Source organism: Nonomuraea sp. NPDC049504 (genome assembly GCF_040676845.1).
GTDB classification, from domain to species: Bacteria; Actinomycetota; Actinomycetes; order Streptosporangiales; family Streptosporangiaceae; genus Nonomuraea; species Nonomuraea salmonea.
In genome coordinates this window covers 645505-663243 of sequence record NZ_JBFAPT010000002.1, presented here as the reverse complement: position 1 = coordinate 663243, position 17739 = coordinate 645505, and the positions used below count along the sequence as shown (strand labels likewise).

General features: G+C 71.5%; 15 protein-coding genes. 9 read left to right on the top strand and 6 right to left on the bottom strand.

All coding sequences use genetic code 11. The annotated features are described in order from the left end of the window. Positions 1-35: 35 nt before the first annotated feature. Positions 36-989, bottom strand: a complete 954-nt coding sequence (locus tag AB0K28_RS06245; protein WP_345397178.1) for a LacI family DNA-binding transcriptional regulator — start codon at positions 987-989, stop codon at positions 36-38. A gap of 192 nt (positions 990-1181) precedes the next feature. Here AB0K28_RS06245 and AB0K28_RS06240 point away from each other — a divergent pair, with 192 nt between their 5' ends. Genes AB0K28_RS06240 through AB0K28_RS06225 form a run of 4 tightly spaced genes read left to right on the top strand, consistent with a single transcriptional unit; the run spans position 1182 to position 5921 of the window. After that, positions 1182-2072, top strand: a complete 891-nt coding sequence (locus tag AB0K28_RS06240) for an NAD(P)-dependent oxidoreductase (protein ID WP_364365750.1) — start codon at positions 1182-1184, stop codon at positions 2070-2072. After that, entirely contained in the window at positions 2072-2944 is an 873-nt protein-coding gene (locus AB0K28_RS06235) for a 5-dehydro-4-deoxyglucarate dehydratase (protein ID WP_345397176.1), read from the top strand. The genes AB0K28_RS06240 and AB0K28_RS06235 overlap by 1 nt, the downstream gene beginning before the upstream one ends. After that, positions 2941-3993, top strand: a complete 1053-nt coding sequence (locus AB0K28_RS06230; RefSeq protein ID WP_364365747.1) for a mandelate racemase/muconate lactonizing enzyme family protein — start codon at positions 2941-2943, stop codon at positions 3991-3993. Before AB0K28_RS06235 ends, AB0K28_RS06230 begins: the two co-directional genes overlap by 4 nt. Beyond that, on the top strand, positions 3993-5921 hold the full coding sequence (locus tag AB0K28_RS06225) for a DUF6807 family protein (protein ID WP_364365744.1): 1929 nt from the start codon (positions 3993-3995) through the stop codon (positions 5919-5921). Before AB0K28_RS06230 ends, AB0K28_RS06225 begins: the two co-directional genes overlap by 1 nt. Before the next feature lie 173 nt (positions 5922-6094). Here the strand turns inward: AB0K28_RS06225 and AB0K28_RS06220 are convergent, their stop codons facing one another. After that, positions 6095-6793: a TetR family transcriptional regulator gene (locus AB0K28_RS06220; RefSeq protein ID WP_345397170.1), complete on the bottom strand. Its 699-nt coding sequence runs from the start codon at positions 6791-6793 to the stop codon at positions 6095-6097. Between the two features lie 107 nt (positions 6794-6900). Between AB0K28_RS06220 and AB0K28_RS06215 the strand changes: the two genes are divergently transcribed. The 5 genes from AB0K28_RS06215 to AB0K28_RS06195 all read left to right on the top strand — a co-directional run bounded on the left by AB0K28_RS06215 (position 6901) and on the right by AB0K28_RS06195 (position 13793). After that, complete coding sequence (locus tag AB0K28_RS06215; RefSeq protein ID WP_364365740.1) at positions 6901-8526, top strand: ABC transporter substrate-binding protein; 1626 nt, start codon at positions 6901-6903, stop codon at positions 8524-8526. Then, positions 8523-9461, top strand: coding sequence for an ABC transporter permease (locus tag AB0K28_RS06210; protein WP_345397164.1), 939 nt, complete (start codon positions 8523-8525; stop codon positions 9459-9461). Before AB0K28_RS06215 ends, AB0K28_RS06210 begins: the two co-directional genes overlap by 4 nt. After that, positions 9454-11493, top strand: coding sequence for a dipeptide/oligopeptide/nickel ABC transporter permease/ATP-binding protein (locus tag AB0K28_RS06205; protein WP_364365736.1), 2040 nt, complete (start codon positions 9454-9456; stop codon positions 11491-11493). The genes AB0K28_RS06210 and AB0K28_RS06205 overlap by 8 nt, the downstream gene beginning before the upstream one ends. A gap of 170 nt (positions 11494-11663) precedes the next feature. Beyond that, on the top strand, positions 11664-12536 hold the full coding sequence (locus AB0K28_RS06200; RefSeq protein ID WP_364365733.1) for an oligopeptide/dipeptide ABC transporter ATP-binding protein: 873 nt from the start codon (positions 11664-11666) through the stop codon (positions 12534-12536). Between the two features lie 33 nt (positions 12537-12569). Then, complete coding sequence (locus AB0K28_RS06195) at positions 12570-13793, top strand: acyl-CoA dehydrogenase family protein (RefSeq protein WP_364365730.1); 1224 nt, start codon at positions 12570-12572, stop codon at positions 13791-13793. A 10-nt stretch (positions 13794-13803) separates the two neighbouring features. Here AB0K28_RS06195 and AB0K28_RS06190 read toward each other — a convergent pair whose 3' ends face one another. The 4 genes from AB0K28_RS06190 to AB0K28_RS06175 form a co-directional block, all read right to left on the bottom strand. Beyond that, positions 13804-14433, bottom strand: coding sequence for a DUF6879 family protein (locus AB0K28_RS06190; protein WP_345397155.1), 630 nt, complete (start codon positions 14431-14433; stop codon positions 13804-13806). Between the two features lie 470 nt (positions 14434-14903). Next, complete coding sequence (locus AB0K28_RS06185; protein ID WP_364365726.1) at positions 14904-15839, bottom strand: alpha/beta fold hydrolase; 936 nt, start codon at positions 15837-15839, stop codon at positions 14904-14906. 376 nt (positions 15840-16215) lie between these two features. Then, positions 16216-17187 (bottom strand): polyphosphate polymerase domain-containing protein, encoded by a 972-nt coding sequence (locus tag AB0K28_RS06180; protein ID WP_364365723.1) that lies wholly within the window; start codon positions 17185-17187, stop codon positions 16216-16218. Further along, complete coding sequence (locus AB0K28_RS06175) at positions 17187-17732, bottom strand: DUF4956 domain-containing protein (RefSeq protein WP_345409576.1); 546 nt, start codon at positions 17730-17732, stop codon at positions 17187-17189. The genes AB0K28_RS06180 and AB0K28_RS06175 overlap by 1 nt, the downstream gene beginning before the upstream one ends. Positions 17733-17739 lie beyond the last annotated feature (7 nt).

Sequence of the window (17739 nt, the reverse complement as noted above, 5' to 3'; positions counted from 1 at the left end):
GTTACGGTTTAGTACAACCGTTTGCAGACCCCATGTCACCGGGGAGCCGCGGTGGAGTCCCTGATCACGAGCCGGGTCTCCAGCGAGGTCGTGGCGCTCACCTCCTGGATGAGCAGATCGACCGCGAGCCGCCCGGCCGCGGCCGTCGGCATGGCCACCGTGGTGAGCTTCGGCCGGTTGAGCCGCCCCGGCACGATATCGTCAATCCCCACCACGCTGACGTCCTGCGGCACGGACAGCCCGAGGTCGCCGAGGCCCTCGATGAGCCCGATGGCCACCAGGTCGTTGTAGGCCAGCACGCCGGTCACGCCCGAGTCGCGCACCCGCGCCGCCGCCGCGAACCCGCCGCGCTCGGTGGGCGCGTTGGGCCCGACGACGATCAGCTCGACGTCCGGCACCTGCTCGGCCGCCGTACGGATCTCCGCGCTCGTCCACGAACCCGCGGGGCCCGACACCAGCGCGATCCTGCGGTGCCCGAGCCCGGCGAGATGCTCGACCGCCAGCCTGGCGCCGTGGCCGACGTCCATGAGCACGGTGGCCGCGCCGCGCAGCCGCCGGTTGATCACCACGAACGGCACCCGCTCGGCCAAGCGTTCGAGCGCCTTGTTCGACGAGCGCGGGCTGCACAGCACCACGCCGTCCACCTGCTTGGAGAACGCCTGAACCAGCTCCTCCTCCACGGCCGGCTCCTCGTCGGTGTCGGCCACGAACAGGTGGTAGTCGCGCTGCCTGGCCGCCGCGTGCGCGGCCTTGATCAGCGGAGGGAAGAACGGGTTGGCGATGTCGGCCACGATCAGCCCGAGGTTGTGCGTACGCCCGGTCGTCAGCGCCCTGGCCGCCCGGTTGGGCCGGTAGCCCAGCTCCTCGGCCACCGTCAGCACCCTGGTGCGGGTGGCCGCGTTGACCATGTGCGGCGCGGAGAACGTCCGGGAGACCGTCGACACGTGGACGCCGGACGCCCGGGCCACATCGCGAATCGTCACTGTCACAGTCGCCCACCCTAACGCAACCGCTTGCAGGGCCCGCTAGACCGGTGAAAGCGCTTGCCACGCGGCTGGTACGGGAACGCCCGAAGGAATCCCCAGCTAGACGCCCGGTGACGAAATCCCCTCTTGACGCCTCACCCTTCCTGACACAAAGGTTTAGTGCAACTGTTTGCAGTCTTGAAGGAGCCCCACACGGTGAGCAGAGTCCTCGTCACCGGAAGCGCAGGACGCCTCGGCCGCAGCGTGGTCACCACGCTCGCGGCGGCCGGGCACGAGGTCATCGGGGTCGACAGGATCCCAGGGACACCAGAGGAGGCAGCCGCCACGTTACCGGCCGACCTCACCGACACGGGAGAGGCGTTCGAGGTGATGGCGCGGTTCCGTCCCGAGACGGTGATCCACCTGGCCGCCATCGCCACGCCGTTCAGCCATCCCGAGTCGGTGATCTTCAAGGTCAACACGCAGCTCGCGTTCAACGTGTGCGAGGCGTCGGTGGCCCTCGGCGTGGCCGGCGTGGTGGTGGCCAGCAGCCCCACCGTCATGGGGTACGGCGCCCCTGGCGGCTGGGCGCCCCGCTACCTCCCCATCGACGAGGAGCACCCGGTCCTGCCCTGGAACGCCTACAACCTGTCGAAGGTGACCGCCGAGCAGACGATGAAGGCGTTCGCGGCGGCCGGCACGACCAAGCTGGCCGCCGTGCGCCCGTGCTTCGTGATCCCGCCCGAGGAGTGGGCGGGAGCGCCCACGCAGTCCGGCCACACCGTACGCGAGCGGCTCGACCGGCCCGAGCTGGGCGGGGTGTCGCTGTTCAACTACATCGACTCCCGCGACGCCGCCGAGATGATCACCGTGCTCGCCGAGGCGCTGCCCGAGCTGCCGAACGGCGAGGTGTTCTTCGCCGGCGCCGCCGACGCGCTGGCCAGGAAGCCGCTGGCCGACCTGCTCCCCCAGGTGGTGCCCGGCACCGAGGGCTTCGCCGACGGGCTCACCGGCACCACCCCCGCCTTCTCGACCGCCAAGGCAGAGCGCCTGCTCGGCTGGCAGCCCAAGCGCAGCTGGCGTACCGAACTCAAGGATGAGACCTGATGAAACTCAGCGGTGTGCTGTTCTTCCCCGTGACCCCCTTCGACGCCGGCGGCGCGCTGGCCGAGGACGTGCTGGCCGAGCACGTGCGCAAGGGCATGGAGCACGGCCCCGGCGGCGTGTTCGCGGCCTGCGGCACCGGCGAGTTCTCCGCGCTGTCGGAGGACGAGCACGCCCGGGTGGTGCGGGTGAGCACCGAGGTCGTGGCGGGCCGCGCGCCGGTGTTCGCGGGCGCGGGCGGGCCGATCGGCGCGGCGCTGAACCAGGCGCGGGCCGCTCGTGACGCGGGCGCGGACGGGCTGCTGCTCATGCCGCCCTACCTGGCGCAGGGCCCGGGGCACGGCTTCGAGGCGTACGTGCGGGCCGTGGCCGAGGTGCTGCCGGTGATCATCTACCAGCGCGGCTCGGTCGTGCTCGAACCCGAGACCGTGGTCAGGCTGGCGGAGATCCCCGGCGTGATCGGGCTCAAGGACGGCGTCGGCGACATCGACCGCATGCAGCGCATCGTGCTCGCGGTCCGCGAGAGCCACCCCGGCTTCCTGTTCTTCAACGGGCTGCCGACGGCCGAGCTGACCATGCCCGCCTACCGGGGCATCGGCGTGCACCTGTACTCCAGCGCGGTGTTCGCGTTCGCGCCGGAGATCGCGCTGGCGTACCTGAACGGCGACGAGCGGCTGCTCACCGCGTTCTACGCGCCGCTCGTCCGGCTGCGCGGCAAGGTGCCCGGCTATCCCGTGTCGCTGGTCAAGGCCGGCGTACGGCTGCGCGGCCTCGACGTCGGCCGCGTACGCCCGCCGCTGGTCGACGTGACCGACGAGCACCTCGCCGAGCTGGCCGAGCTGATCAAGATCGGGCTGGACCGGGTGGCGTCATGACGATCGCGGAGCTGCGTACCGAGCTGCGCACGGCTCCCCTGCCCCGCCCCTGGGGCGCGGACGTGCCGTACAACCATGTGATCCTCACCCACGTGACGCTCAAGGACGGGCGCACCGGCACCGGGTTCTCATGGACGCCGCAGATCGGCGCGCACGCCGTCAAGGCGCTGCTCGACCACGACATCCGGGAGGCGCTGATCGGCGCGCCCGCCCACCCCGAGGTGGTGTGGGACCTGCTCTGGCGGCGCCTGCGCGAGGCCGGGCCCGGCGGGATCACCACGATCGCGCTGGCCGGCGTGGACCTCGCGCTGTGGGACCTGCGCTGCGGCGACGCGGCGCTGCCCGACGTGCTCGGGCGGCGGCGCGACGAGGTGCCGGTCTACGGCAGCGGCGTCAACCTGCACTACCCGATGGAGGAGCTGGTCGAGCAGGCCAGGCGCTGGGTGGCGGCCGGCTTCCGCGGCGTCAAGATCAAGGTGGGCCGCCCCGACCTGGCCGAGGACGTCGCCAGGGTCGCCGCCGTCCGCGAGGTGATCGGCCCCGACCGGCTGCTGATGATCGACGCCAACCAGCGCTGGGACCTGCACAGGGCCCGGCGCGCGATGGCCGCGCTGCGCGAGTTCGGCCCGCACTGGATCGAGGAGCCGTTGCCCGCCGACGACGTGGCCGCCCACGTGGAGCTGCGCCGCTCGATCGACGTGCCGATCGCCGTGGGTGAGAACGTCTACACCACCTACGGCTTCCGCGACCTGCTGGCCGCCGGGGCGTGCGACGTGGTGCAGCCGAACGTGGTGCGGGTCGGCGGCATCACGCCGTTCCTGCGGATCGCGGAGCTGGCGCGCACCTACGACGTGCCGGTCTATCCGCACCTGCTGAGCGAGGTGTCGGGGCAGCTCGCGCTCTCGCTGCCGCTGCCGGTCATGGTGGAGGACGTCGAGGACGCCTCCTTCGCCCGGCTCGGGCTGCTGGCGGAGCCGTACCCGGTGGCGGTGTCGGACGGCGTGCTGCGCGCCGGCGGGCACGCCGGGCTCGGGCTGAGGTGGTCGTGATGGCGCCGGCCAAGGTCGTCCTCGCGGGAGCCAACGGGCACGGCCGCCACCACCTCGGCATCCTGCGCGACCTGACCGCGCGCGGGCTGGTCGAGCTGGCGGGCGTGTGCGACCTGCGGCCCGCCGAGGTGGACTTCTGCACCCCGCTCCAGTCGCCCGACCTGGGCGAGCTGATCGCCAAGACCGGCGCGGAGTTCACGATCATCTGCACGCCCATCAACACCCACGCCGACCTCGCGATCACGGCGCTGCGCGGCGGCTCGCACGTGCTGCTGGAGAAGCCGCCCGCGCCGAGCATCGAGGAGCAGCGCAGGATCGCCGAGGTCGTCGCCGAGACCGGGCTGGCCTGCCAGGTCGGCTTCCAGTCGCTCGGCTCGGCCGCCGTGCCCGCCCTGCGGCGGCTGATCGCGGGCGGCTCGCTCGGCCGGGTACGCGGCATCGGCGGGTCCGGCGCGTGGGAGCGGCCTTCCGCGTACTTCACCCGCGCCCCCTGGTCGGGGCGGCGCCGGCTGAACGGCGTGGACGTGATGGACGGCGCGCTGACCAACCCGTTCGCGCACGCCACCGCCACCGCGCTGGCCCTCGTGGACGCCCCCATCGCCGCGATCGAGACCGAGCTCTACCACGCCCACCCCATCGAGTCCGACGACACCTCCTGCGTACGGATCCGGCTGGAGGACGGGCTCGTGATCACCATCGCGGTCACGCTGTGCGCGCCCGAGTCGGTGCCGCGGCACGAGCCTTACCTGGTGGTGCACGGTGACCGGGGGCGGGCGACGCTGACGTACACCAACGACCGGCTCAAGGTGGAGCTGGCCGACGGCTCGGTCACCACGACCGTGCACGGCCGCGCGGGGCTGCTGGAGAACCTCATCGACCACGTCCGCACCGGCGCCGAGCTGCTGGCGCCGCTGGCCGTGACCGAGCGGTTCACCCAAGTGGTGGACGCGATCAGGCTCTCGCCCGAGCCGGTGCCGATCCCCGAGCGGCACCAGCTCGTCCTCAGGGACGCCGACGGCGAGGTGGCCGGCCGGGTCCTGCCCGGCGTGGTCGAGCTGACCCGGCGCAGCGCCGACGAGCTGGCGCTCTACTCCGAGCTGGACGCGCCGTGGACGCGGGTGGCGCTGCTGGTGCCGGGCGCCGAGGTGGCCGCCTACGACTGGCGTCCCGACCTGCCCGCCACCGACTCGCCGCGCCCCTACCTGCACGACGTCCGTACGCTCGGCGGCGTGGAGGTCACCCAGGTCAGGCCCGACGACCACGTGCACCACCTGGGGGCCGGAGTCGCGATCTCCGACCTCGGCGGGGCCAACTTCTGGGGCGGGCGCACGTATGTCAGGGACCAGGGGCCGACCTGGCTGGACAATCACGGCACCCAGCGGCACCTGGCCTTCACCCGGCTCGACGACGGCGGCTTCACCGAGCTGCTGGAGTGGGCGGGTCCCGGCGGGCCGCTGGTCCGAGAGGAGCGCACGGTGGCCGCCCGGCCGCTGGGCGAGGCGTGGGCGCTGGACTTCGCGTTCACGCTCACCAACCTCACCGGGGCGCCGTTGACGATCGAGAGCTCGGCCACCAAGGGCCGGGCCGGCGCCGGGTACGGCGGCTTCTTCTGGCGGGCGCCCGGCACCTCCGTGGACCGGGTCACGCTGCCCGGCGACGAGCAGGCCGTGCACGGCAGCCGGCAGCCGTGGGTGGCCATGTCGGGCACCACGCCCGACGGACGCGGCTGGACGCTGGTCTTCGTGCAGGCCGACGGGGACCCGTGGTTCGTCCGGGTGGCGGATTATCCGGGGGTGGGTCAGGCGCTGGCCTGGGACACGCCGCTGACCTTCGAGCACACGCTGTCGCGGCGGGTGGTCACGGTCGTGGCGGACGGCCGGCTGACAGCGGGCGAGGCTGGGGAGCTGGCGTCCGCCGTCACCTTCTGACGACCACCTCAGGGCTCCGGCGGCACCTCGCCGGAGCCCACCACCCGGCACCCCCGCCTCAGCGGCCGAGGCCGGCCGGCTCGGCTGCTTGGGGAGGTCGTCGGGGGTGATGTCGGGGAGCGGGTGGGCCCGCCTCAGCGGCCGAGGCCGGCCGGCTCGGCTGCCCTGCCGCCTCAGCGAGGGCCGCCGCCTTGGGCGGCCCCCGCCTCATCCGGCTCCCCCGCCCCGCCTGACGGGGTTTTGCCGGAGGTGTGGCGAAGGAGGCGGAGGGCGCCGCGGGACAGGGCCGTCAGGATGTCGGCGGCCTCGTCGAGGTCGGGGTAGCGGCCCTCCAGATGGCCCATGGCCAGGGCGTTGGTGGCCGCGTTGATGCCCTCGGCGATCATCTCAAGCCGCCGCCTGTCGCGTTCGTCGTCGGCGGTGTAGCCGAGCGCGGCCAGGTCGGCGGCGTGATGGTCGCGGTAGGCGGCCGCCGTCTCGCGGGCGAAGTCGCGCAGCGATGACGAGGGGTCGTGGCGGGCCCGTAGCTGGATGCGCAGCAGCTCGGGATGGCGGCAGATGGCCTCGAGCGGGATGCGGAACGTCTCGCGGTGACGTTCGAGATCGCCGGGAGCCTCGCGGGCCCTGCGGCGGGCCTCGCGCATGGAGGCGCGCAACCGCTCGCCACCCTCTTCCGCCAGCACCCTGAGCAACTCCTGCATGTCCTTGAAGTGCACGTAGAAGCTGGACTGCGCGATGCCGGCGGCCTTGGCGACCTTGACCGTGGTCAGGCCCGCCTCGCCCTCCTCGTCGAGGATGGTCAAGGCGGCGCGGATGAGCTTGCGCCTGGTCAGGTCTTTGGCCTCGCTCCTGGTGAGCGGCGTGCTCGTCATCGATCCCCTCCCTCCAGTAACGATTGTCTCGCGGGTCTTGTGCGGAATTTCACCGATAGTACTATCGGTGAAATTGCTCTCGGGGGATCAGCCGGGAGGAGGCGTGGATGAGACGCTGGAGGACGCCGGCCGCACTGCTGCTGGCCGCGACGCTGCTCATGGCCTGCAGCGGGCAACGACCGGTCGCAGAAGGACCACCCGGAGGGGAGCCCGCCGCGACCGGGCCGACCCAGGGCGGACGCCTGGTCTACGCACTCAGCGCCGACGCCAACGGGTTCAACCCGGTCACCGACCAGTTCGCGGCGCAGAGCTACAGCATGGTCGGCACCATCATCGAGCCGCTGGTGAGCGTGGCCGAGGACGGCGACTGGAAGCCGTACCTGGCCGAGTCGGTCACGCCGAACAAGACGTACGACGAGTGGACGATCAAGGTGAGATCGGGCATCTCGTTCTCCGACGGCATGTCGCTGACCGGTGACATCGTCAAGGCCAACCTGGAGGCGCAGAAGGCGTCCCCGCTGACGGCCGCGGTGTTCGTGCCGATCACGTCGTTCGAGCTGGCCGACCCCATGACCGTCAAGGTCGTGCTGAACCAGCCCTGGGTGGCCTTCCCCTACTACCTGTCCACCCAGACCGGCATGATGGTCCCGCCCGCCTCGCTCAGCGACCCCAAGGCGGCCAGCCTCAAACCGGTGGGCACCGGGCCGTTCATCTTCAAGGAGTACGTCCCCGACAACCGCATGGTCGTCACCCGCAACCCCCGCTACTGGCGGCAGGGCCTGCCGTACCTCGACGAGATCGAGTTCCGCGTCCTGCCCGACACGCAGACCCGCGCCCAGACCCTCGAAGCGGGCGGCGTGGACGCCATGGGCACCTCACGCGACGAGGACCTCACCAAGTTCGGCGCCATGAAGGACACCTACACCGTGCACCGGGCGGAGGGCATGGCGGTGGCCGAGTACATGTTCCTGCTCAACACCGCCGTCGCGCCGCTCGACGACGTACGGGTGCGCAGGGCACTGGCCCACGCCACCGACCGCGAGACCGTCATCTCCACCCTGCGCGGCGGCCTGACCCAGCCCGCCGACGGCCCCTGGTCGAAGGACTCCAAGTGGTACACCGAGGGCGGCTACCCCGGCTACGACCCCGCCAAGGCCGCCGCCCTGGTCAAGGAGGTCGAGGCGGAGAAGGGCCCGATCCGCTTCGAGCTGATCTCCACCCCCGACCCCAACACCATGCAGGGCGTCGAGCTGGCCCAGGACATGTGGCGCAAGGCCGGCATCGACGTCACGATCAAGCAGGCCGACCAGGCCGACCTGATCAACCGGGCCATCACCGGCAACTTCGCGGCCACCGTCTGGACCCAGTTCTCCTCGCAGGACCCCGACGGCGAGTACATCTGGATGCACCAGGGCTACGCCAAGCCCGTCGGCCAGGTCTCGCTCAACATGACCAGGCTCAAGGACGACGAGCTGAGCGCCGCCTTCGACCGGGGCAGGGCCGTCGCCGACGAGGCCGTGCGCAAGCAGGCGTACGCCACCGTCCAGGAACGCCTGCGCGAGCTGGTGCCGTACGTGTTCATCGACCACCTCCACACCGGCGCCATCGTGGCGCGGAACAAGGTGCGCGGCATCGGCGAGCACCTGCTGCCCGACGGTGAGAAGGGCCTGCCGCTGACCGGCTCGCCCATCCCGTACCACCCGTTCGGCCAGCTCTGGGTCAGCGAGCGGTGATCGTCCTCCACCGGCTGGTCCGGCTCGCGGTGGTGCTGGTCGTGGTGACCTTCCTGTCGTTCGTGCTGCTCAACCTGCTGCCCGGCGACCCGGTCACGCAGATCCTGGGCCTGTCGGCGACCGAGGAGGCCCGCGCCCAGCTCCGCCAGGAGCTCGGGCTCGACCAGCCGCTGCTGGTGCGCTACGCCGACTGGCTGGGCGGGCTCGCCACCGGCGACTTCGGCACCTCGTACATCACCAGGATGCCCGTCGCCGCCGAGCTGGCCGAGCGGCTGCCCGTCACGCTGGAGCTGCTCGTCGCCGCGCAGCTCATCGCGCTCGGCCTCGCCATCCCCGTCGGCGTGGCCGCCGCCCGCCGCGCCGGCCGCGCCCTCGACCAGGCGCTCACCGCGCTCAGCTTCGCGCTGCTGTCCACGCCCGTGTTCGTGCTCGGGGTGCTGCTGATCCTGCTCTTCGCGGTCACCTGGCAGGTGCTGCCGGCGACCGGGTGGACGCCGATCTCGCTCGACCTCGGGTGGAACCTCACCTCCGTGATCCTGCCCGCGGTGACGCTCGGCTGCGGGCAGCTGGCCGTGTACGCGCGGCTGCTGCGTACGGACCTGATCGCCACCCTCCAGGAGGACTACATCACGCTCGCACGGGCCCGCGGCCTGTCGCCGCGGCGCATCCTGTGGCGGCACGCGCTGCGCCCCTCCGCGATCACCCTCATCACCGCCGTCGGGCTCAACCTGGGCGCGCTCATCGGCGGCACGGTGATCATCGAGACCCTGTTCGGTCTGCCCGGCGTCGGGCGGCTCATCGTCGACTCCATCTTTTCCCGCGACTACCTGACGGTTCAGGGAGGCGTCGTGCTGATCTCGGTCGGCTACGTGGTCGTCAACTTCGCGGTGGACCTGGTGTACGCCGCCGTCGACCCCAGGATCCGGCGTGCGTAGGCGGCTCGGTCGGGGGCTCGGTCGGGGGCTCGGTCGGGGGCTCGGTCGGGGGCTCGGTGGGCGGCTCGGGCCCGCCTTCTGGCTGGCGGCCTGCTGGATCGGGCTCGTGCTGCTCGCCGCCGTGCTCGCCGACCTGCTGCCGCTCGCCCGCTACGACGAGACGCTGGCCGGGCCGCCGCAGTCGGGGCCCAGCGCGGCGCACCCGTTCGGCACCGACGGGCTCGGCCGCGACGTGCTCAGCAGGGTCGTGTACGGCGCCCGCGTCTCGCTCGGCGTGGGCGTCGGCGCCGTTCTGCTCGGCCTCGGCATCGGCGCGCCGCTCGGCATCCTGGCCGGCTACCGCCGCAAGGCCGCCGACGCGGTCATCATGGCCGTCAACGACGTGGCGCAGGCGTTCCCCGCCCTGGTGTTCGCGCTGGCCGTGGTCGCCTTCGCCGGGGCGAGCCTGCGGAACGTGCTCATCGTGCTCGGCGTGCTGGGCATCCCCTCGTGGGTGCGGCTCATCAGGGGGGCCACGCTGACGTTCGCGGAGCGGGAGTTCGTGCTGGCCGCGCGCGTCCTCGGCACCCGCGACCGGCGCATCCTGTGGCGGGAGATCGTGCCGAACGTGGCCGTGCCCGCCGCCTCGTACGCGTTCATCGGCATGGCCGTGGTCGTCGTCGCCGAAGGCAGCCTCGCCTTCCTCGGCCTGTCCGTCCAGGCGCCCACGCCCACCTGGGGCGGGCTCATCAACGAGGGCCGCACGCTGATGGAGACCGCGCCGCACGTGGTGCTGGCTCCCTCGGTGGTGATGTTCCTGACCGTGCTCTCGTTCAACCTGGTCGGGGACCGGTTGCGGTCGCTGACGGACGTCCGCGAGAGCGGCCTGGAGCCGGTGCGCCAGGCTCCCGAGATCGCCGCCCCCGCCCCCATCGCTCCCGTGGGTGACGCGCTGCTCCAGGTCGAGGGGCTGCGCACCCACCTCGTCACCCCGCGCGGCCTCGTCAAGGCCGTGGACGGCGTCTCCTTCGCCCTCGACCGTGGCAGGACCCTCGCCATCGTCGGCGAATCGGGGTCGGGCAAGTCCATGCTGATCCGGTCCATCCTCGGCCTGCTGCCGGGCACCGCCGTACGCGGCGGCCACGTCCTGCTGTCCGGCGACGACCTCACCGCGTACGGGCCCGCCGAGATGCGCTCCGTGCTCGGGTTGCGGCTCGGCACCGTGTTCCAGGACCCCATGACCGCGCTCAACCCCGTCCGCACGATCGGCACCCAGGTCACCGAGCCGCTCCGGGTGCACCTGCGGATGAGCCGGCGCGAGGCCCGCGACGAGGCCGTCCGCCTGCTCGCCTCCGTCGGTATCCCCGACCCCGCCCGCATGCTGCGCCGCTACCCGCATCAGCTCTCGGGCGGGATGCGGCAGCGGGTCACGATCGCGATGGCGCTGTCGTGCCGGCCCGACGTGCTGTTCGCCGACGAGCCCACCACCGCGCTCGACGTCACCATCCAGGACCAGGTGCTGCGGCTGCTGCACCGGCTGCGCGAGGAGCGGGACATGGCGGTGGTGCTGGTCAGCCACGACCTGTCCGTCGTCGCCCAGTGGGCCGACGAGGTCATCGTCATGTACGCGGGGCGGGTCGTCGAGCGCGGGCCCGCCGCCGAGGTGTTCGCGCGGCCCCGCATGCCGTACACCGAAGCCCTCCTCCAGGCCGCGCCCCGCCTGACGGACCCCGTCCACCACCGCCTCCGCGTCATCCCCGGCCGCCCACCCGATCTGGTCGACCTGCCACAGGGCTGCGCCTTCCGCGCCCGCTGCCCGTACGCAACCCCCCGCTGCGCCGAGGACGCACCCCCACTCCTCACCGACCACCCCCACACCTACGCCTGCTGGCACCCCCGCCCCACCCAGAACCCCGCAACGACCACCGCGACCGGGGAAGGGGCCGCCGCCCCTTCCCCCTCCGAAAACGGTGAGCGGGCCGCAGCCGCCCCTCCCCCTACGAGGGTCGGCTCCCCCTCCTCCGCAGAAAGAGGTGAGCAAAGTGGCCGGTAGCGGAAACGCGCACCTCCGCCCCCGTAACGACGTGTTGCTCCCCCTTCCTCCCGAAAAGAGGCGAGCCCCCGATGGCCGGTAGCGGAAACGCGCACCTTCGAGCCCGTGACGACGTGTTGTTGCGGGTGGAGGATTTGGTGGTGGAGTTTCCCGCCGGCCGAGGTCGCACTGTGCGCGCGGTCTCCGGGGTGAGCTTCGACCTGGCGCGCGGCGAGACCCTGGGCATCGTGGGCGAGTCGGGCTGCGGCAAGTCCAGCGCCGCCCGCGCGCTCGTCCAGCTCCCGCCGCCGCGCTCGGGCTCCGTACGGCTCGACGGGGTGGAGCTGACCGAGCTGCGCGGCGAGGCCCTGCGCAGGACCCGCAGGCGCCTCCAGATGATCTTCCAGGACCCGATCTCCTCGCTCAACCCGCGCCGCCGCGTCCGCGACATCGTCGGCGAGGGCCCCCGCGTCTGGAACCTGCCGGGCGACCGCGTGGACGAGGTGCTGGAAGCCGTCGGCCTGGACCCGGAGACGGCGGCGGTCCGCAGGCCGCACGAGTTCTCCGGCGGGCAGTGCCAGCGCGTCTCGATCGCCAGGGCGCTCGTCCTCGACCCCGAGGTGGTGATCTGCGACGAGCCGGTGTCGGCGCTCGACGTCTCCGTGCAGGCGCAGATCCTGGGACTCCTGGAGGATCTCAAGGAGCGTTTCCGGCTCACGCTCGTCTTCATCGCCCACGACCTGGCCGTGGTGAAGAACGTCAGCGACCGGATCCTGGTGATGTACCTGGGCAAGGTGTGCGAGCTGGCGCCCAGCGCCGACCTGATCGGCCGCCCGGCGCACCCGTACACGAAAGCCCTGATCGCCTCCATCCCGGGCGGCGGCCTCGACCTGCCGCCCGCCGACACGTTGATCAGCGGCGAGCCGCCGTCGCCGGTCAGCCCGCCGACGGGGTGCCGCTTCCGTACCCGCTGCCCGCGCGCGGCGGCGCGGTGCGCGCAGGAGGAGCCCCAGATCCGGCGGATCGGCGAGGACCACTGGCTGGCCTGCCACTTCCCCGACTGATCACCCACCGAGAACACTGAGAGGTACGACCGCATGGCCATCGACTTCACCCTCGCCCCCGAGCACGAGGAGATCCGCAAGCGGGTCCGCGCGTTCATCCAGGGCACGGTCATCCCCGCCATGGACGAGGTGCAGGAGGGGGACCGCGACGCGTACCTGCGCACGATCTTCCACCTGCGCTCGCTCGCCCAGGAGCAGGGGCTGTGGCTGCCGCACATGCCGAAGGAGTGGGGCGGCATGGGGCTCGGGCACGTCGAGCTGGCCATGGTGCAGTCGGAGGCGGCCAAGACCCGCATCGGCCCGTGGGTGCTCAACTGCCAGGCCCCCGACGAGGGCAACATGCACACGCTCCTGCACTGGGCGAACGACGAGCAGAAGGAGAAGTACCTCCGGCCGCTCCTGGAAGGCAGGCAGATGTCCTGCTTCGCCATGACCGAGCCGGAGGTGGCCGGTTCCGACCCGACGCTGATCCGTACGGAGGCCGTGCAGGACGGGGACGAATGGATCATTAACGGCCACAAGTGGTTCATCTCGAACGCGCGGCGGGCCAACTTCGCGATCCTCATCGCCCGTACCGAGAAGGACGTCCCGGAGGGGTCGCGGGGCGCCAACACCGCGTTCCTCATCGACCTGCCCAACCCGGGCTGGAACGACGTCCGCGAGGTGGAGACCATGCACGGCTCCACCGGCCACAGCGAGATCGTCATCAAGGACCTGCGCGTGCCGTCCAGCGCCATCCTCGGCGGGCGGGGCAACGGGCACCGGCTGGGGCAGTACCGGCTCGGGCCGGCCCGGCTGGCCCACTGCATGCGCTGGATCTCGCAGGCCGAGACGGCCCTCGACATGATGGTGGACCGCGCACTCAACCGCTACAGCCACGGCTCGCTGCTGGCCGAGAAGCAGGGCATCCAGTGGATGATCGCCGACTCGGCGATGGAGCTGTATCAGTGCAAGCTCATGGTCCTGCACGCCGCTTCGAAGATCGACAAGGGCGAGGACTTCCGTACGGAGGTCTCCATGGCCAAGCACTTCGTCGCCAACAGCCTCAACCGGATCATCGACCGCGCGATCCAGGTGCACGGCGCGCTCGGCTACTCCACGGACACGCCGCTTGCCCACATGTTCCAGCACGCCCGGTGGGCCCGCTTCGCCGACGGGGCCGACGAGATCCACCAGATGCGCATCGCCGAGCGCACCATCGCCGCCTACCAGGCCACCGGCTCCACCTCGGCCGCCACCGGAGACCTGCCGTTGTAGGGCCGCTCCTTCAGACGCTCACCCGGGGCGCCGGCAACGGCACGATCTCCCGGTCGTAATAGGCCCGGAAGTCCTCACCCGCCGCGAACAGCTTGTCCAGCTCGCCGTGGCAGGCCTCGATCACTTCCCGGTCGTCGATCCGCCGCGCCCCGCTGTGCGTCCCAGCCTCGTCGTACGTCACCTCGTACATCACCACGGTCCCCAGCACCACCAGCTCCGGCAGCCGCCGCCCGCCCTCCAGCTCGGCCACCTCGCCCGCGTCGAGCACCCGCACCTGCTCGACGGTCGCCACCCGCAGCGCCAGCACGTGCATCTCCCACTGCAGGTACGGCGTGACCGGCTGCTCCACGATCCTGATGCGGCGGCGCAGGAAGTTCTCGGCCGGGCGCTCGCACTCCCGCATCAACCCGCCCCGGCTGTCGAACACCCCGATGGGCTTGTCGTCGATGAGCTTGAGCGAACGATCCCAGTCGCCCTCCATCATCGCGACCCAGCTCGGCTCCCCGGCCTCCCTGAAGCTCTGAATGCGCTCCAGCTTCCAGAACACATCATCAATTTTCCGGAAATTAGGCCAGAAGTCGTCGAGATATTCATCCGCACTCAGCAAGACGCCCGGTATCTCATGAATGCGCTCAAGCATGAGAAATATCCCTTGTTACGCAAGCAGCCTGCCCACCGAACAACCAGACATCACGCCAGGACCCGGTCACCACTCTCGCAGGCATTCGCTCATATCCGCAGGTCAAGTCCCTGCCTATCACCACGAAGCCCCCTTGTCGAGCTTCCCCACCCACCCCCGGGCAAGTCCCGCCCCTGCCTCCAGGCGCACCCCGACAACCCCCGCAGCCCTTCTCCAGGCGCACCCCGGCGATCCCCGCAGCCCTTCTTCTGGCGCACCCCGGCGATCCCGGCGGCCCTTCTTCAGGCACACTTCCCAAGCCCAGCCGACCGCCTGCTATTACCACTAATCCACCGGAAAGCCGCATTTCCCCAAAAGTCCGGACCTGGGATTTGGCCGGGCATGGAAACTCGCCGGCCGCTGCCGGGCAGGTGCCCACCCCCGGCAGCGGCCGTGCTTCGATCCCCCCAGGCGCCACACCTCAGGCCAGGTCAGCGGCCGTGGCGGGCGGCCTTGGCGGCGACGGTCTGGATGGCCTTGACGGCGACCTCGGGCTGGTCGACGTAGATGTAGTGCTCGCTCTTCTTGGCCACGGTCAGGCGGCTCTGCCGGGACAGGGCCAGCCACTTGCGCTGGCCGGCGGTCCACGCCCGCTCCAGCTTCGGCCCGTACGTCGGGAGCGCCGCGAGGTACGGCTTACCGTGCTTGATCACCTCGACCGGGATGTTCCCGGCGTAGCCCACCTTGCCGTCGGGGACGACCAGCATCTCGGGGTTCTGCCCCTGGAAGACCGCGAGGTTCTGCGCCCGCAGCTCGGCCGCCGGGCCCTTGGCCGACGCCGGGATCGCCTTCTTGACGTCGCGCAGCATGGTGGAGGGGGTGGCGTCCAGCAGCACCAGGCCCTTGACCCGGTCGCGGTGCTCGGGGGCGTAGCGAGCGGCGATGAGCCCGCCCAGCGAGTGTCCGGCCAGCACGACCGGCTGCCGGCCCGCGACCCGGTCGAGCACCCCGGTCAGGATCTTGCCCGTGCCGGCGAAGGTCTGCTTCCCGGACGGCTTGTCGCTCGCGCCCTCGCCGAGCCGGTCGTACGAGCAGACCCGGTTCTTCTTGCTCAGCGTCTTCTGCAGCTTGGCCAGCTTGTCCAGCCCGTCACCCATGCCCGCCAGCAGCACGATGACCGGCTTGCGCCCCTTGGCCGGCCGCCCCGAGCACGACACGTTCACCGACTTGCCCGCGACCTTGATCTTCTTGGTGCCGACGAACGGGTCCGCGACGCGCTTGCCCCCGGAGAACGGATCCCAGCTCGCCACGTTGGCGTTCGCGAACGGGTCCCACTCCTCGGCAGCGGCGGCCGGCCCCGCGGCGACCCCCATGCCGACGGCGGTGCACAGGGTGATCACAGCGGCTGCCTTGAACGTCCGGATCATGTCATCCTCCCAAGCGAGTCTCAGTCCGCCGACCTGACCGGCCGACGGTGCCGGCGGCCGCTTAGTCGGCTCGCCCCCGACACCCCAAACGCTATGGACCAGACCCCGTGCCGGTCGTCACCACACGGTGGACAACTGCGCGTAGCTCGCAAGGGGGACAAACCCCGACCACCCCGAGAAACCCGCCCCACGGACCACCCACCGCCTCCCGGCGGCCATCACCCAGACCCGCCGGCGAATAACGCATCACCCGACCGCCTCAACACCGCTCGACACGTGGCTGCCCCCGACCGCCGCATCCCCTTGGCACGTGGTCCGCCCCCGCCCCCACCGCCATAACCCCTCTGGCGGCTTACGCACCCACCCGCCGCCACCGTCATGCGGCGGGGAGCAAGTAGCGGTGGAGGATGGGGTGCCAGCGGTTGGCGGGTTGGGCGCGGAGGGCGGCCACGGCCAGGCAGTATTTGCTCACGCTGACCGGGCGCACCCCGAGGCCGCGCAGCACCTTGTCGGCCAGCGCGCGGCCGTCCGCCGACTTCGACTCCAGCAGGACCATGTCGCCGCGAGCGGGGGCGCGGCGGTGGCCGTCACGGCACACCAGGCCGGTGTCGCAGGTGAGGCGGGCGCCACCCGCCTGGTCGATGAGGGTGACCCGTCTGTAGTCGGTGGCCAGCACCGGTTGCAGCGGCTCGGGTGCGACGAGGTGCAGCTCTCTGAGTAGCGTGTCGCGGGCGAAGTCGAGCGCCTCCTCGGTGAGCGGCTGCCCGGGAGCGCCGTCGTACGGGATGCGGTGTTTGTCGGTGCTGCCCCTTGCGCCGCTCAGCTTGAGCTCCAGCCACTGGCCGCCACCGTCGAGGTAGGTCCTGGTGCGGAGCTTGAACCGGCGCCGGCGGTCCTGCCGGTGGTGGTGATAGGTGAGCAGGTCGGGGGTGTCGTAGTAGGTGGAGGTGTAGCGGAACTGGCGGCGGCCGTCGATGCGCAGCACCTGGAACCGGTCGCCCAGCTCGGCGGCCAGGTGGGACATGGTGGCGGCCGTCACGATGTATTTGCGATCGACCCGGCTCATGAGCTGGGGGACGTCGTCCAGCTCCATGCCCGGCAACCGGGCCGCGACCCCGGCGAGCAACGCGTCGGCGTAGGGCCGCCCGACGAACCCCTCCCCCCGCCGTACGTGGACCTGCGTGTCGTCGGCGGACCGGCCGCGCTCGGACGGGGTTGCGAGGCTCGCGAACGGCAGGCCCTGATCTCCGGGCGACAGGCCACGGGCCGCAGGTATGCGGCACCCGGTGGACGGCACGTTGGGGGTGGGACCGCAGACGGTGAGGGGTGCTCGGTGGATGGTCGGCATCAGCGGGCTCCTACGCGGACGGACGGGGCGGAGGTGAAGCGGACGTCGACCACCGTCACGTCGCGTACGTAGTCCACCTGCGTCACCTCCCACTGCAGCACCTTCGCCCGCAGTCGGCTCTCCAGGTCGGCACGGAGCAGGTCGGGGTCGGTGTGGACGACGTCGAGGGTGACGACCTGATGGCGGGTGCGGCCGAGGACCTGGGGGTGGTCGCCGACGTAGATGACGGCGAGGAGGACGGCGTTCAGCAGGAGGGCGGTCAACGGCCATGACGCTCCGGCGATGCCGTTGACCAGGCCCAGCACGATCGCGATGAAGTAGTAGGCGATCTCCTGCTGGGTGATCTCGCTCGACCGCAGGCGGATGATGGACAGCACCCCGAACAGGCCGAACCCGACGGCGATGTCGACCCGCTGGACCAGCAGCAGGGACACGACGGCGAAGATGCCCACATTGAGGGCGATGTAGGCGAACAACAGGTCGCGGCGGTGGTGTCGGCGGTAGTAGAGCCCATAGGCGAGTACGAGGATCGCCACGAGGTCCATCGCCAGT